The following is a 13448-nucleotide window of genomic DNA, read 5'->3' as shown; positions in this document are numbered from 1 at the left end:
GCCCCCTGCCCAGCGGGTCGGTGTACCGCCCGCCGGTAGCGTGAGAGCGCTCGTACGCGGCCCGGAACGCCTGCCCGAACGCTTGCCTCCCGGAGCCGCACAGGGGCCGCGGGCTCGGCACCGTCCGACGGGAGACGGGCCGCCGAGCCGAGGCGGCCGGAGGGGTCACCGGTCGGCGGACCGCTGCTCGGCGAGCGCCAGCAGGCGGGTGGCCCGCTTGCGCACGGGATCCTCGCAGTCGGGCTCGGCGAGAGCGGCGCGCAGATGGTGGGCCGCCGCGGCGGGGGCGCCGGAGCGCAGGGCGGCCGAGGCCAGTTCGTACAGCAGGGCGGGGCGGTCCTGGCGGGCGGGCGGCTCGCTCAGCGCACGGCCCAGGCACCGGTAGGCGGCCTCGGGCGCGCCCGCCCTCGCGTACGCGCGTGCGGCACCGCGCAGCTCCGCCACCACGGCGGAATCGGCGTCGGGGTGGACCTCCAGCAGATGGTGTGCGCTCGCCAGGTGGCCCGGGCGGGTCAGGGAGAGCGTGGCGGCCGTCTGACCGTGCAGGGCCGTGCGGAGGCCGGAGGGTATGGCGCGGTAGACCTCCCCCGCGAGTGAGGGGTGGGTGAAGCACACCGCGTCCTCGTCGGCCGGCGGGGTGCCGTCCGGTGTGCGCGGGGGCAGCGCGAGCACCTGGGCGCGGCGGAGCGTGTCGACCGCGCGGCGGGCGGCCTGCGCACCGAGCCCTGCGACACGGGTGGCGAGGGGCAGGGTGGCGGCGGTGCCGAGGACGGCGACGGCCCAGCAGAGCCGTACGCAGTCGGGCCCGAAGCCGCGCAGGTGGTCGTGGAACCCGGGGCCGCACACCGTCGGTGCGAGTTCGGCCAGCCGCGGCAGACTGTCGCGGTGCGGTTTGAGGCCGGCCTCCCCTGCCCGGTCCAGCAGCCGCGTGACGGCGAGCGGGTTACCGGCCGTCAGGGTGGCGCACTCCTGGGCGAAGGAGGGCTCGTTGCCGCAGAGGGGCTCGTCGGGACCGCCGCCGAATGCGGCCCCGACGAGGGTGTCGACGGCTTGTGCGCTCAACGCGGCCAGCGCGTGCGGCCGTTCCGCCTCGTCCGTGGCGGCCCGCACTCCCACCAGGTCCGGGCGCGCTTCCCGAGGGTCGTAGGCGATCACGCACAGCAGCGGCAGCGTCGAGGCGCGCGGCAGGAAACGAGTGAGCCAGGCCAGCGACGCGGGGTCGGCCCAGTGGAGGTCGTCGACGAGGACGACGAGCGGCGTGGCGCGCGCGGCGAGACGGGCGGCGAGACGGGCCAGGAGGCGATCGATCGCCCGGTACACGGCGTGCGGGGGCGGCCCGACGGCGCACGCGGGAGCGCTCAGACCGACGGCCGCAGCGGCGAGGTGGGCGTCGCCGCCCGGTGCGGTGCACGGGTCGTGCCCGTCGAGCAGGGGAAGCACCGGCCGCAGCAGGGCCCGGAGTACGTGGAAGCCGCGCTCCTGCTCCTGCTCGCTGCCGCACGCGTACAATACGGTGCACCCACGCGCCGCGGCGCGCGCGGCGGCCTCGTACAGGAGCGCGGTCTTGCCGAGCCCGGTGGCTCCGGTCAGGGTGAGGACGCGGCCCCGGCCGGTGTCGTAGTCCTCCGTCGAGGTGGCGCACAGGCGGGCCAGCTGCCGTTCGACCGCGGCGAGTTCGGCTTCCCGCTCCAGCAGCGCCACGATCGTGTCCTCGCCGTCCTCGCCGTCCTCGCTCATCGGGCTGATGCGCCGAGCCTACGCCAGCGGGAGGAGCCCGGGGCGTGCGTTCTCCCCAAGTGACAGCGCGGCGTGCGGCCCCGGGCTCTGCCCAGGTGGCGAGCGGCCCGGGTTCTGTCTCGGATGGTGTGCGGCCCGGCTCTGCCTCAGGTGGTGTGCGGCCCGGGCTCTGTCTCAGGTGAGGTCGAAGTCGCCCTCGCGTGCGCCGCGCACGAACGCGCGCCACTCCCCCGGGTCGAAGATGAGCGCGGGCCTGTCGGGCTGCCGGCTGTTGCGCATGGCCACGAAACCCTCAACGAAGGCGATCTCGACATCGCCCGAGCCCCGGCTGCCTGACTGCCACTGCGCCCGGCTCAGGTCGAGTTCGGGCCATTCGGTGGTGCGGTGGGCCACGCGCGTTCTCCTCCCGGTCGGGTCGGTGCCGGCGCCACCTTAACCACGGCCCGGGCGGCGCCGACAGGGCTCGGGACGCCGGGATCCGGCCCGGCGGGGTCAGGTGGTGGGCGGGTCGGCTGCCACCAGCCACATCGAGAAGAACTGGGCCCCGCCCCCGTAGGCGTGACCGAGCGCTCTGCGCGCCCCCTCCACCTGGTGGGCGCCTGCCAGTCCGCGGACCTGGAGCGCCGCCTCGGCGAAGCGGAGCATGCCGGAGGCCCCGATGGGGTTGGTGGACAGCACACCGCCGGACGGGTTGACGGGCAGGTCTCCGTCCAGCTCGGTCGCCCCGGACTCGGTCATCGTCCACCCCTGCCCCTCCTTGGCGAAGCCGAGGTTCTCCAGCCACATCGGTTCGTACCAGGAGAAGGGCACGTACATCTCGACGGCGTCGATCTGGCGGCGGGGTTCGGTGATGCCGGCCTGCCGGTAGACGTCGGCCGCGCAGTCGCTGCCGGCGCGCGGCGAGACGGCGTCCTTGCCCGCGAACAGGGTGGGTTCGCTGCGCATTGCGCCGCCGTGCATCCAGGCGGGCGGGCGCGGGGTGCGGGCGGCGCCCGCGCGGTCGGTCAGCACCATGGCGCAGGCCCCGTCGGAGGAGGGGCAGGTCTCCGAGTAGCGGATCGGGTCCCACAGCATCGGTGAGGAGCGCACCTTCTCCAGGGTGATGTCCTCCTCGTGCAGATGCGCGTAGGGGTTCTTCAGCGCGTTGCGGCGGTCCTTGTAGGCCACCATCGCGCCGATGTGGTCGGGCGCCGAGGTGCGGTGCATGTACGCCCGTACGTGCGGGGCGAAGAAGCCGCCCGCACCTGCCAGCAGGGGCTGCTGGAAGGGGACGGGAAGGGACAGGCCCCACATGGCGTTCGATTCGGACTGCTTCTCGAACGCGAGGGTCAGCACGGTGCGGTGGACGCGGGCCGCGACCAGGTTGGCGGCGACCAGCGCGGTGCTGCCGCCGACGGAGCCGGCCGTGTGCACCCGCAGCATGGGCTTGCCGACGGCGCCGAGGGCGTCGGCCAGGTAGAGCTCGGGCATCATGACGCCTTCGAAGAAGTCGGGCGCCTTCCCGATCACGACGGCGTCCACGTCGCCCCAGGCCAGCTCGGCGTCCTCCAGCGCACGCCGCGCCGCCTCCCGTACCAGCCCCGCGATCGACACGTCGCGGCGTGCCGAGACGTGCTTGGTCTGGCCGACGCCGACGACGGCGACGGGTTCCTTGCCGCGCCCGCCGCCGACGGCGGCCTCCGTGCCGTGCCCTCGGCCGCTGGGAACCGTGGAGTTGCTCATGCGCCTTCTCCTCCTTCGGCGGGGCCGTCTTCGGCGGGGCCGACTTCGGCGGGGCCGTCTTCGGCGGGCCCGTCGGATTCCAGGACCGCGACGAGGTTCTGCTGGAGGCAGGGCCCCGAGGTGGCGTGTGCGACGGCGCGGCGGGCTTCGCCCCGGGCGATCCGTGCGGCGGCCTCGCCGATCCGGACGAGCCCTGCCGCCATCACGGGGTTGGCTGCCAGCGGGCCGCCCGAGGGGTTGACCGCGGTCTCCTCGCCGAGCCGCAGCGCCTTGCGGAGCACCACTTCCTGCGCGGTGAACGGCGCGTGGAGTTCGGCGATGTCGACGGGTGGGGCTCCGGGCTCGAACAGGCCGGCGCGTTCGGCGGCCAGCCGGGTCGAGGGCGACCGGGTGAGGTCGCGCACGCCGGGGCTGTGCGCCTCGATGCGGTGGTCCATGCCGCGGATCCAGACGGGCTGTGAGGCGAGCCGGCGCGCGGTGTGCCCGGCGGCGAGGACGACGGCGGCTGCGCCGTCGCTGACGGGCGGCAGGTCGTGTGTGCGCAGCGGCTGGGCGACATAGGCGTCCTCCAGCAGGGCGCCGGCGTCGGGACCGCCGCGCAGTTGGGCGTGCGGATTGTCGGCCGCGGCGGCGCGGCTGCGTGCCGCGATGCAGGCCAGCTCGCGCTCGCTCGTCGCACCCGAGTCGAGCAGCGCGCGGGTCTGGAGCGCGGCCAGGGAGACGGAGTCGGGCCACAGCGGCGCCAGGTAGTAGGGGTCGAGCTGGCGGGTGAGCACCTCGGGCAGGTCGCCGGCGGAGGACTTGCCGTAGGAGTAGACCAGCGCGGTCTCCGCCTCCCCGGTGAGGATCTTCACCCATGCCTCGTACAGTGCCCAGGCACCGTCCGTCTCGACGTGGGACTCGGCGATCGGTGGCCAGGCGCCCACCCCGTCGAGTGCCATCGTGAAGGAGAAGGGGCGGCCCGCCAGGTAGTCGGAGGAGCCGGAGCAGGTGAAGTCGATCTGTCCGGCGGACAGTCCGGTCTCGTCGAGGACGTCGCGCAGCACCGGGAGCAGCATCTCGACCTCGGACAGCCCGTCCGTCGCCCGCTCGTGGCGCGACTGCGCGAAGGCGACGACGGCGACCTGGCCGGCTTCCGTGGGGGTCACAGCAGCTCCTTGTAGGTCTCGTAGGCGGCGTCGGGTTCGCCCGTGGGCCGGTAGTGGTCCGGGTGGCGGCTGCCTTCGGTCCACACGGGTTCGACGCGCAGTCCCATCCGCACCTGGTCGTAGGGGATGCCGGCGATGCGGCCGTGCAGCGCGAGTCCGGCACCGTCGAGGGCGATGTGCCCGTAGACGTAGGGCACGTCGATGTCGAGGCCCTTGGCTTTGATATTGACGACGCAGAAGGTGGTGACCGTCCCGGCCGGGCCGACCTCGACCTGTTCGCCGGTGGCCACGCCGCAGGTGGGGCAGGCGCCGCGCGGCGGCACGTAGACCTTGCGGCACTCGGGGCAGCGTTCGCCCTTCGTGCGGTGTTCCGCGAGGGCGTTGAGGTAGCGGGTCTGGGCCCGTCCTGGCGAGTAGGTGTAGTCGAGGCGGGCGGCGGCGACGATGCCGGTGACGGGCTCGGCGAACGTTCCGGTGTGAGAGGCGGGCCGGTCCGGGGCCGGGGTGTCGTGCGGTGCCGGTTCGAAGCAGGCGATGTCCGTGATGGCGCCGACGCGGTCCTGCGCCCACCGGATGCGCACCCGCATCCCGGTGCTGACCGAGTCGGGTCCCTCCGGCGCGTCCAAGGCGTGCAGGAGGGCCGTGTCGGCCCCGTCGAGGCGGACCAGCACCCAGGCGAACGGGTGCGCCAGCGGCTGCCCCCTGCGGGGGGTGCTGTTCCATGCCCAGGTGGTGACGGTTCCCGTGCGGCCGACCTCCACCAGGTCGCGGACCTCCTCGGCGGTGACGGGGTCGTACTCGGTGGGCGGTACGACCACGCGGCCGTCCGTCGCTGTGACGCCGAGGACGGTCCGCTCCCGCAGGCCGGTGAGGAAGGCGCTCTGGACGGGGCCGAGCGAGCGGGTGAAGGGGAACTCGACGACCATGGGGGCGGTCAGCACGTCGTCCATGAAGGTCCTTTCCGGTGTGCCGGGTGGGGAGGAGCCGTCATGCCCGCTTGAAGCGTGGCTTCCTCTTCTGGGCGAAGGCGCGTGCGCCCTCCTTGGCGTCGGCGGTGTCGAAGAGGGGCCAGCCTCGCTCCAACTCGGCGGCGAGCCCCTGTTCTTCCGTCATGGCGGACGTCTCGTACACGGAGGCCTTCACGGCCTCGACGGCCAGCGGGGCGCAGGCGTTGACGCGTTCGGCGGTCTCCAGGGCGGCGTCCAGCGCGGTCCCGTCGGGGACGACCCGTCCGATCAGGCCGATGCGTTCGGCTTCGGCGGCGCTGTAGGGGCGGCCCGTCAGGAGCATCTCCAGAGCGTGGGTGCGGGGGATCTGCCGGGGCAGCCGCACGGTGGAGCCGCCGAGGGGGAACAGGCCGCGGCGGACCTCGTAGAGCCCGAAGACCGCGCTCTGAGCGGCCACGCGGATGTCGGTGCCCTGGAGTATCTCCGTGCCCCCGGCCACGCAGTGGCCTTCGACTGCCGCGATCACGGGTTTGCGCGGCCTGTGGTGCCGGAGCATGGCTTTCCAGTGCAGCTCGGGGTCGTCGCGCAGGCGGGCGCGGTACTGCCGGCCGTCCATTCCGTCCCCGGCCAGTGCTTTGAGGTCCATGCCGGCGCAGAAGGCGCCGTCCGCGCCGGTGAGGACGACGGAGCGGACGGCGTCGTCGGCGTCGGCTTCGAGCCAGCCGTCGTAGAGCCCGACGAGCATGGCCAGGGAGAGGGCGTTCTTGGCTTCGGGGCGGTTGAGGGTGAGCACGAGCGTGGCTCCCACCCGCTCCACGGACAGATGTTCGGTGCCGCCCATCGTGGGGCCTCCTGTCTCCAGGGCCGAGGCGCGGCCTCGCGGACCTGGAACAGGTTGCAGTAGCGGAGCGCGGACTTCAAGAGCCTTCTGACAGGCCGTCACATTTCTTGTGCCGGAGGCCTTCCCGTCTTCGCGCCCCGGTGCTCTGATGAGCGCCGGACGCACGGTGCTCGGACGAGCGCCGGACGCACGGTGCTCGGACGAGCGCCGGACGACACGCACGGGGGAACGCACACAGCGCGGGGGAACGCACAGACGCCGTACGCCGATCCGAGCACGTACGCCGGGGCCCGGGCATGGAGGAGCGCGCCGTGGAGTACAACCTTGCCGACCTGTTCGAGTCGATCGTCGACACCGTCCCCGAGCGCGAGGCGCTGGTCCACCTGGACCACCCCGGCACGGGCGAGGAGCACAGACTGACGTACGCCGAGCTGGACCGTGCGGCCAACCGGCTCGCGCACCACCTCGCCGACAGCGGCGTGCGCGCGGGCGACCACGTCGGGCTGCACCTGTACAACGGCGTCGAGTACGTGCAGACCCTGCTGGCCTGCCTCAAGATCCGCGCCGTTCCCGTCAACGTGAACTACCGCTACGTCGAGGACGAGCTGGCCTACCTCTACCGGGACGCCGATCTGGCCGCGCTCGTCTTCGACGGCGAGTTCACCGCGCGGGTGGCAGGCGCTCTGGCGCACACCCAGAAGCTCCGCCACCTCGTGCGCGTCGGAGCGGCACCGCAGGGAGCAGCCGAGCCGTCCCTCACTCCTGTCGCGTACGCGCACGCTCTGGCGGCCGGTTCACCCGAGCGGGACTTCGCCCCGCGCTCGGCGGACGACCTGTTCATCATCTACACCGGCGGCACCACCGGCATGCCCAAAGGGGTGATGTGGCGGGCCGAGGACCTCTTCTTCTCCGGGCTGGGCGGCGGTGCGCCCACCGGGGAGCCCGTCACCCGCCCTGAGGAACTGGCCGAACGGGCGGCGGCGGGCGGCGAGGGCCTGGTCTTCTTTCCCACTCCCCCGCTGATGCACGGCACCTCCACGCTCACCCTCTTCATCGCCTTCGACTACGCGCAGAAGGTGGTGCTGCACCGCAAGTTCGTCCCCGAGGAGGTGCTGCGCACCGTCGAGCGCGAGAAGGTGACAGCGGTCTCCCTGGTCGGCGACGCGATGCTGCGCCCCCTGGTGGACGCACTCGCCGGACCGCTGCGGGGCACCGACTGCTCGTCCCTGCTGGCGGTCTCCAGCTCCGGTGCGATCCTCTCCGAGGCGGTACGGGACGAGTTCGCACGCCTGGTGCCGCACGCCGCGCTCCTCAACAACTTCGGCTCCTCGGAGTCCGGGTTCAACGGCACGGCCACGGCGGACTCGGGACCTGAGAAGGGCTTCCGTATCACCGTCAACGACAGCACCGCGGTGGTCGACCCCGCCACCCACGAGCCCGTGCCGCCCGGCACCGCAGGGCGTATCGCCCTGCGCGGCCACGTCCCGCTCGGCTACTACAACGATCCGGCCAAGAGCGCCGAGACCTTCTTCGAGGCGGGCGGCGCGCGCTGGGTGCTGCTGGGGGACGTGGCGACCGTCGACGAGGACGGCGTGGTCACCGTCCTGGGGCGCGGCTCGCAGTGCATCAACACAGGCGGCGAGAAGGTCTTCCCCGAGGAGGTCGAGGAGGCCCTCAAGGCGCACCCCGACGTCTACGACGCGCTCGTGACGGGCGTCCCGGACCAGCGGTGGGGCAACCGCGTCGCGGCCGTCGTCCAACTGCGGGCCGGCGCCGCGGCGCTGACCGGGGACGACGTGCGCGCGCACGCGCGCGAGCGGCTGGCGGGCTACAAGGTGCCGCGTACGGTCGTCTTCTGCGACCTCGTCCAGCGCTCCCCCAGCGGCAAGGCCGACTACCGCTGGGCCAAGCGCACGGCCCAGGAGGCGGCCTCGCATGTGGGATGACCCGAGGGGGCGACCACCCGGGGGGGGCGCCGCGGTTCGGGCACGGGGTACTTCGTCGGCTCGTTCCTCAACCCCCGCAGCAACCGGTGCGCCGACGAGTGGGACGGCATGGCGGAGGGGTCCGCGTTCGCGGCCATGGGGCGGGCGCTGCTGCGGGAGCCCCGGCCTGGTGAACCGGATGCGGGCAGCGGCGTCCCGGCAGGTGGAACGCGCGGATGAGGGCGTGCGGTCGGCGTGCATACATTGCCATCCGCGCATGCCGGCCGGGTGCAGCCGCAGCAGGTGTGTGCTGACCGACCCCGTCGCCTGAGTTCCGGAGGTCCGCGCCGTGTCCACCTACGTCGTCACCGGAGCCGCCTCCGGCATGGGCGCCGCGCTCGCCGCCGAGCTCGGCCGGGAAGGCCATCGCGTCATCGGAGTCGATCTGGCGGGCGCCGAGGTGGTCGCCGACCTCGGGACGGAGGACGGCCGCCACGCGGCACTGCGGCGGATCGGTGAACTCCTCCCGGACGGAACACTCGACGGCTTCGTCCCCTTCGCCGGGCTCGCGGCGGCCACCGGGCGCCCCGGGTCGCTGATGGTCTCGGTGAACCACTTCGGCGCGGTACGGCTCCTGGAGGGGCTGCGACCCGCCCTTGCCCGCTCGACGCGCGGCCCCGCGGCCGTGCTGGTCTCCTCCAACTCGGCAACATGCCAGCCCGGCTGGCCGACGCGGCTGGCGGAGGCGTGCCTGGCCGGGGACGAGGGGCGGGCGCGCGCCCTGGCCGACCGCTCGGGCGGCGTGGCCACCTATCCGGCGACGAAGGCCGCCCTGGCCTGGTACGTGCGCGAGCACGCCGTCACGCCCGAGTGGGCCGGCTGCGGCATCCGGCTCAACGCGGTGGCACCCGGGCTCATCGACACGCCCATGACCGCGGCGGGCCGCACCGACCCGCTGACCGCGGACGGCATGGCCGCCTACCCCGTCCCCCTGGGCCGTTCCGGACAGGCCGCGGAGGTCACCGCGGCTGTCCGCTTCCTGCTCTCACCCGCCGCGTCGTTCTGCGTCGGCAGCGTCCTGTGCGCCGACGGCGGCACGGAAGCGCTGCTGCGCTCCCGCCACTGGCCCACCCCCCTCGACCCCGCCGCCGGCTGATCCGGGGGCCGGAACGCTCCTCGTGCCGGCCTGCGGGGTCAGGTTTCCGTCAGGAAGTCGAGGACCGCCCGGGTGAACTCCATGGGGCGGGCCTCGTGGACGAGGTGTCCTGCGCCCTCGATGGTGACGACGCGGGCGTCGGGGATGCGCTCGGCCATCTCCCGCAGGTCCTCCTGCGGGAGATGGGAGCGCTCACCGCCACCGACCAGCAGGGTGGGCGCGGTGATCGAGGTGAGGCGCTCCCACCATGCGGGGTCGGGCTCGTTGCGCTGGGCTACCCACTGGGCGGTGACCTCCCAGTCGAACAGCTGGGCGCCCCCGGGCGCTTCGGGCACCTCCCGCGGCGGAACGAGCGGCCGCATCGCGCCGGTCTCCTCCAGCACGAGCCGGTCCACCCGCTTGGGGTGCTCGGCGGCGAAGAGGTAGGCGACGACGGAGCCGAAGGAGTGCCCGACCAGGATCGCCCGTCCGATACCGAGGGCGTCCAGGAACCCGCGCAGATCGGCGACGAAGTTGGCCATGGCGTAGCACCCGGTCCTGTCGCTCCCGCCGTGGCCGCGGAGATCGGGCGCGTAGACGGGGTGCTCGCCGCCGAGCGCCGAGACGAGGGGGCCGCGCCAGTCCTCACCGTCCTCACCGAGGCAGTGGAGCAGGACGACGGGGACGCCCGTCCCCGCGCCCCAGGCGCGGTAGGCGAGCGTGACTCCGTCCGTGACAACCGTCCGCGTTCCGTTTTCGCTCATACGGGGGACCGTACCCGGCTAGCCGTCCTTCTTCTCGAAGGACGGCGGCGCGGTGTCGTCAGGGCGCTTGGCCAGCTCGGACTTGCGGTACGAGTAGGCGAAGTACACGACGAGCCCGAGGGCGAACCACACGCCGAAGCGCACCCAGGTCTGCCAGGCGAGGTAGGTCGTCAGCCAGATGGAGAAGACGACCCCGAGCAGCGGGACGACGGGCATGCCGGGGACCTTGAACTTGCGCGGCAGGTCGGGCTGCCGGTACCGCAGGACGATCACGGCGATGCACACGACGACGAACGCCAGCAGGATGCCGATGTTCGTCATCTCCGCGGCCTCCTCGATGGGCAGGAAGCCGGCGATCACGGCGGAGGCGATGCCCGCGATCCAGGTGACGCGGGTGGGCACGTGGCGCACCGGATCGGTCTTGGCGAACCACTTGGGCAGCAGCCCGTCACGGCTCATGGAGAACCAGACGCGGGTGACACCCAGCATGAAGGTGAACATCACGGTGAGGATGCCGATGATGGCGCCCACGGCGATGATGTCGGCGACGCCGCTGAGGCCCACGGACTTGAAGGCGGTGGAGAAGCCGCTGTCCGGGTCGATGTCCTTGTAGTTCTGCATCCCCGTCAGCACCAGGCAGACGGCCACGTACAGCACCATGGAGATGATCAGCGAGTAGATGATCGCCTTGGGCATGTGCTTCTGGGCGTCCTGCGACTCCTCGGCTGCCGTGCTCATCGCGTCGTAGCCGAAGACGGCGAAGAAGACGGTGGCGGCGCCGGTGAACGCGCCGGAGAGGCCGAAGGGGAAGAACGGCTTGTAGTTGCCGGTCTTGATGTGGAAGACGCCGACGACGATCACCAGCAGGACGACGGCCACCTTCAGGACCACGACGACCAGCTCGAACCGTGCCGCGTTCTTGATGCCCCGGGTCAGCGCGTAGGCGATCAGCAGGCACAGCAGCGCGGCGAACAGGTCGACCCGGTGCCCGTCGCCGGTGCCGGGCGCACCCAGCATCCAGGCGGGCAGTGAGGCGCCCATCTCCTCCAGCAGGAACGAGAAGTACCCGGAGATGCCGATGGCCACCACCGAGACGATCGCCGTGTACTCCAGCAGCAGGTCCCAGCCGATGAACCAGCCGCCCAGCTCGCCCAGCACCGCGTAGCCGTAGGTGTAGGCGGAGCCCGCCTTCGGGATCAGGCCCGCGAACTCCGCGTAGGACAGGGCCGCGCAGGCGCTGGCCAGGCCCGCGATGAGGAAGGAGATCAGCACGGCCGGCCCGGCCTTGCCGTTGGCGACGGTGCCCGCCAGGCTGAAGACGCCCGCGCCGATGATGCCGCCGACGCCGATCGCGGTCAGATGGCGCAGGCCGAGCGTGCGGGTGAGCTGCTGTCCTGAGCCTCCCTCCGGTTCCTCGATCTGCTCGATGGGTTTGCGGCGCAGTACGCCTTCCCCGCTCCAGAGCCCGGGCATGGGACCTCTTCCTGTTCCTGCCGTGGATTGCCGATGACGGCGCCGCCGCGGACAGGTGGCCCGCGACCACGCGTGATCATCATGGCCGCGACAGGGAGGGGTGGAAAGTGGCCACAAGGTCTCTCTTGCGCATCGTTCGTTCCGGCGCTCCGCCGGCCCTCACTCGCGGGCCGGCCAGTAGGGATCGCGCAGCCGGCGCTTGTAGAGCTTGCCGTTCGGATCGCGGGGCATCGCGGCGATGAAGTCCACCGATTTGGGGCGTTTGTATCCCGCGAGCCGGTCCGCACAGTGGGTCAGGATCTCCTCGGCGAGCCGCTCCCCCGCCTCGTGCCCTGCGGCGGGCTCGACGACCGCCTTCACCTCCTCGCCCCAGTCGTCGTGCGGGATGCCGAAGGCGGCGGCGTCCGCGACGGCGGGGTGGGTGAGCAGCGCCGCCTCGATCTCGGCGGGGTAGATGTTCACCCCGCCCGAGATGATCATGTCGATCTTGCGGTCCCGCAGGAACAGGTAGCCGTCCTCGTCCAGGTATCCCAGATCCCCGACCGTGAAGAAGTCACCGATCCGGTTCCTGCGCGTCTTGTCCTCGTCCTTGTGGTACGCGAACCCGCCGGTCGACATCTTCATGTACACGGTGCCCAGTTCCCCCGGGCCGAGCCTGTTGCCGTCGTCGTCGAAGACGGCCAGCTCGCTGATCGGCCAGGCCCTGCCCACCGTGCCGGGCTTCTTCAGCCAGTCCTCGGCCGTCGCGAACGCGCCGCCGCCCTCACTCGCCGCGTAGTACTCCTCCACGCAACCGCCCCACCACTCGATCATGCCCCGTTTGACGTGGTCGGGGCAGGGCGCGGCGCCGTGGATGGCATGCCGCATCGAGGAGACGTCGTACGCGCGGCGGGTCGCGTCCGGCAGCGCCAGCAGCCGGTGGAACTGGGTGGGCACCATGTGGGTGTGCGTGCACCCGTGCCGGTCGATGAGCCGCAGCATCTCCTCGGGCTCCCACTTGTCCATCACCACCAGTTGGTGGCCGATGTGCAACGCCGCGCCGGCGAACTGGAGGACCGCCGTGTGGTAGAGCGGCGAGCAGACGAGGTGGACGTTGCCGTCGAAGGGCCGGATACCGAAGATGCCGAGGAAACCGCCGAGGTACGTCTCCTCGGGGCGCTTGCCGCTGAGCGGGCGGCGGATGCCGCGGGGGCGGCCCGTGGTGCCGGACGTGTAGTTCATGACCCAGCCGCTGGTGCGTTCCGCCGGTGGGGTCGCGGGCTGGTCGCGCACGAGTGCGTCGTAGTCGCGGAAACCGTCGACGGCTCCGCCCACGGCGTAGCGCTGCCCGGACGGCAACCCCGCCTCGTCCGCCGCCGCGGTCGCGGCGTGGGCGAACCGCGGATGCGCCAGGAGAACCTTCGCGCCGGAGTCGGAGAGGATCCACGCGATCTCCGGACCCACCAGATGGTGGTTGACCGGAACCATGTAGAAGCCGGCCTGGGTGGCGGCGAGGTACGCGGCGATGAATTCCGGCCCGTTGGGCAGCACGGTGGCGAACGCGTCGCCCTTCTCCAGGCCCGCCGCCCGCAGGCCGTGCGTGAGCTTGTCGCACTCCGCGCGCAGGCGGGCGGCGGACCACTGGTCACCGCCCGGTGCGATCAGGGCCGTACGCTCCGGGTCCCGCTGGGCCTGGGCCCAGAACCCGTTGGGTGCGTTCATCTTGGGGCTCCCTTCTGGGTGACGTCGCTGTGCTCCTGGGCTTCCGTCCCCCGAC

The 13448-nt window shown here is 72.6% G+C and carries 11 protein-coding genes; 2 read left to right on the top strand and 9 right to left on the bottom strand.

What is annotated here, in order from left to right; genetic code table 11:
* Positions 1–165: 165 nt before the first annotated feature.
* From AB8Z75_RS21305 to AB8Z75_RS21280, 6 genes are all read right to left on the bottom strand, one after another.
* The gene (locus AB8Z75_RS21305) at positions 166–1737 is read right to left on the bottom strand and encodes an AAA family ATPase (protein ID WP_369204352.1); all 1572 of its coding nucleotides are present in this window, start codon (positions 1735–1737) and stop codon (positions 166–168) included.
* Between the two features lie 174 nt (positions 1738–1911).
* Positions 1912–2130: a DUF397 domain-containing protein gene (locus AB8Z75_RS21300; protein ID WP_369204350.1), complete on the bottom strand. Its 219-nt coding sequence runs from the start codon at positions 2128–2130 to the stop codon at positions 1912–1914.
* Positions 2131–2229: 99 nt separating this feature from the next.
* Complete coding sequence (locus tag AB8Z75_RS21295) at positions 2230–3459, bottom strand: thiolase domain-containing protein (protein ID WP_369204348.1); 1230 nt, start codon at positions 3457–3459, stop codon at positions 2230–2232.
* Positions 3456–4607 carry a thiolase domain-containing protein gene (locus AB8Z75_RS21290; RefSeq protein ID WP_369204346.1) on the bottom strand — a complete coding sequence of 384 codons (1152 nt, stop codon included), beginning with the start codon at positions 4605–4607 and terminating at the stop codon, positions 3456–3458. The genes AB8Z75_RS21295 and AB8Z75_RS21290 overlap by 4 nt, the downstream gene beginning before the upstream one ends.
* Complete coding sequence (locus AB8Z75_RS21285; RefSeq protein WP_369204344.1) at positions 4604–5557, bottom strand: Zn-ribbon domain-containing OB-fold protein; 954 nt, start codon at positions 5555–5557, stop codon at positions 4604–4606. The genes AB8Z75_RS21290 and AB8Z75_RS21285 overlap by 4 nt, the downstream gene beginning before the upstream one ends.
* Positions 5558–5594: 37 nt before the next feature.
* A complete protein-coding gene (locus tag AB8Z75_RS21280; RefSeq protein ID WP_369204342.1) occupies positions 5595–6395 on the bottom strand; it encodes a crotonase/enoyl-CoA hydratase family protein in 801 nt (266 codons plus the stop codon).
* A gap of 311 nt (positions 6396–6706) precedes the next feature.
* Between AB8Z75_RS21280 and AB8Z75_RS21275 the strand changes: the two genes are divergently transcribed.
* The gene (locus tag AB8Z75_RS21275) at positions 6707–8341 is read left to right on the top strand and encodes an acyl-CoA synthetase (protein ID WP_369204340.1); all 1635 of its coding nucleotides are present in this window, start codon (positions 6707–6709) and stop codon (positions 8339–8341) included.
* Positions 8342–8669: 328 nt separating this feature from the next.
* Positions 8670–9476 (top strand): SDR family oxidoreductase, encoded by an 807-nt coding sequence (locus AB8Z75_RS21270; RefSeq protein ID WP_369204338.1) that lies wholly within the window; start codon positions 8670–8672, stop codon positions 9474–9476.
* A gap of 38 nt (positions 9477–9514) precedes the next feature.
* Here AB8Z75_RS21270 and AB8Z75_RS21265 read toward each other — a convergent pair whose 3' ends face one another.
* The 3 genes from AB8Z75_RS21265 to AB8Z75_RS21255 all read right to left on the bottom strand — a co-directional run bounded on the left by AB8Z75_RS21265 (position 9515) and on the right by AB8Z75_RS21255 (position 13393).
* Complete coding sequence (locus tag AB8Z75_RS21265; RefSeq protein WP_369204336.1) at positions 9515–10219, bottom strand: alpha/beta fold hydrolase; 705 nt, start codon at positions 10217–10219, stop codon at positions 9515–9517.
* Between the two features lie 18 nt (positions 10220–10237).
* Positions 10238–11692, bottom strand: a complete 1455-nt coding sequence (locus tag AB8Z75_RS21260; protein ID WP_369204334.1) for an amino acid permease — start codon at positions 11690–11692, stop codon at positions 10238–10240.
* Positions 11693–11851: 159 nt separating this feature from the next.
* Complete coding sequence (locus AB8Z75_RS21255; protein ID WP_369204332.1) at positions 11852–13393, bottom strand: acyl-CoA synthetase; 1542 nt, start codon at positions 13391–13393, stop codon at positions 11852–11854.
* Between the last annotated feature and the right edge of the window lie 55 nt (positions 13394–13448).

It is taken from the genome of Streptomyces sp. PU-14G (assembly GCF_041028275.1).
GTDB lineage: Bacteria > Actinomycetota > Actinomycetes > Streptomycetales > Streptomycetaceae > Streptomyces.
The sequence above is the reverse complement of the archived record's forward strand: the minus strand, read 5'-3'. Positions and strand labels throughout refer to the sequence as shown.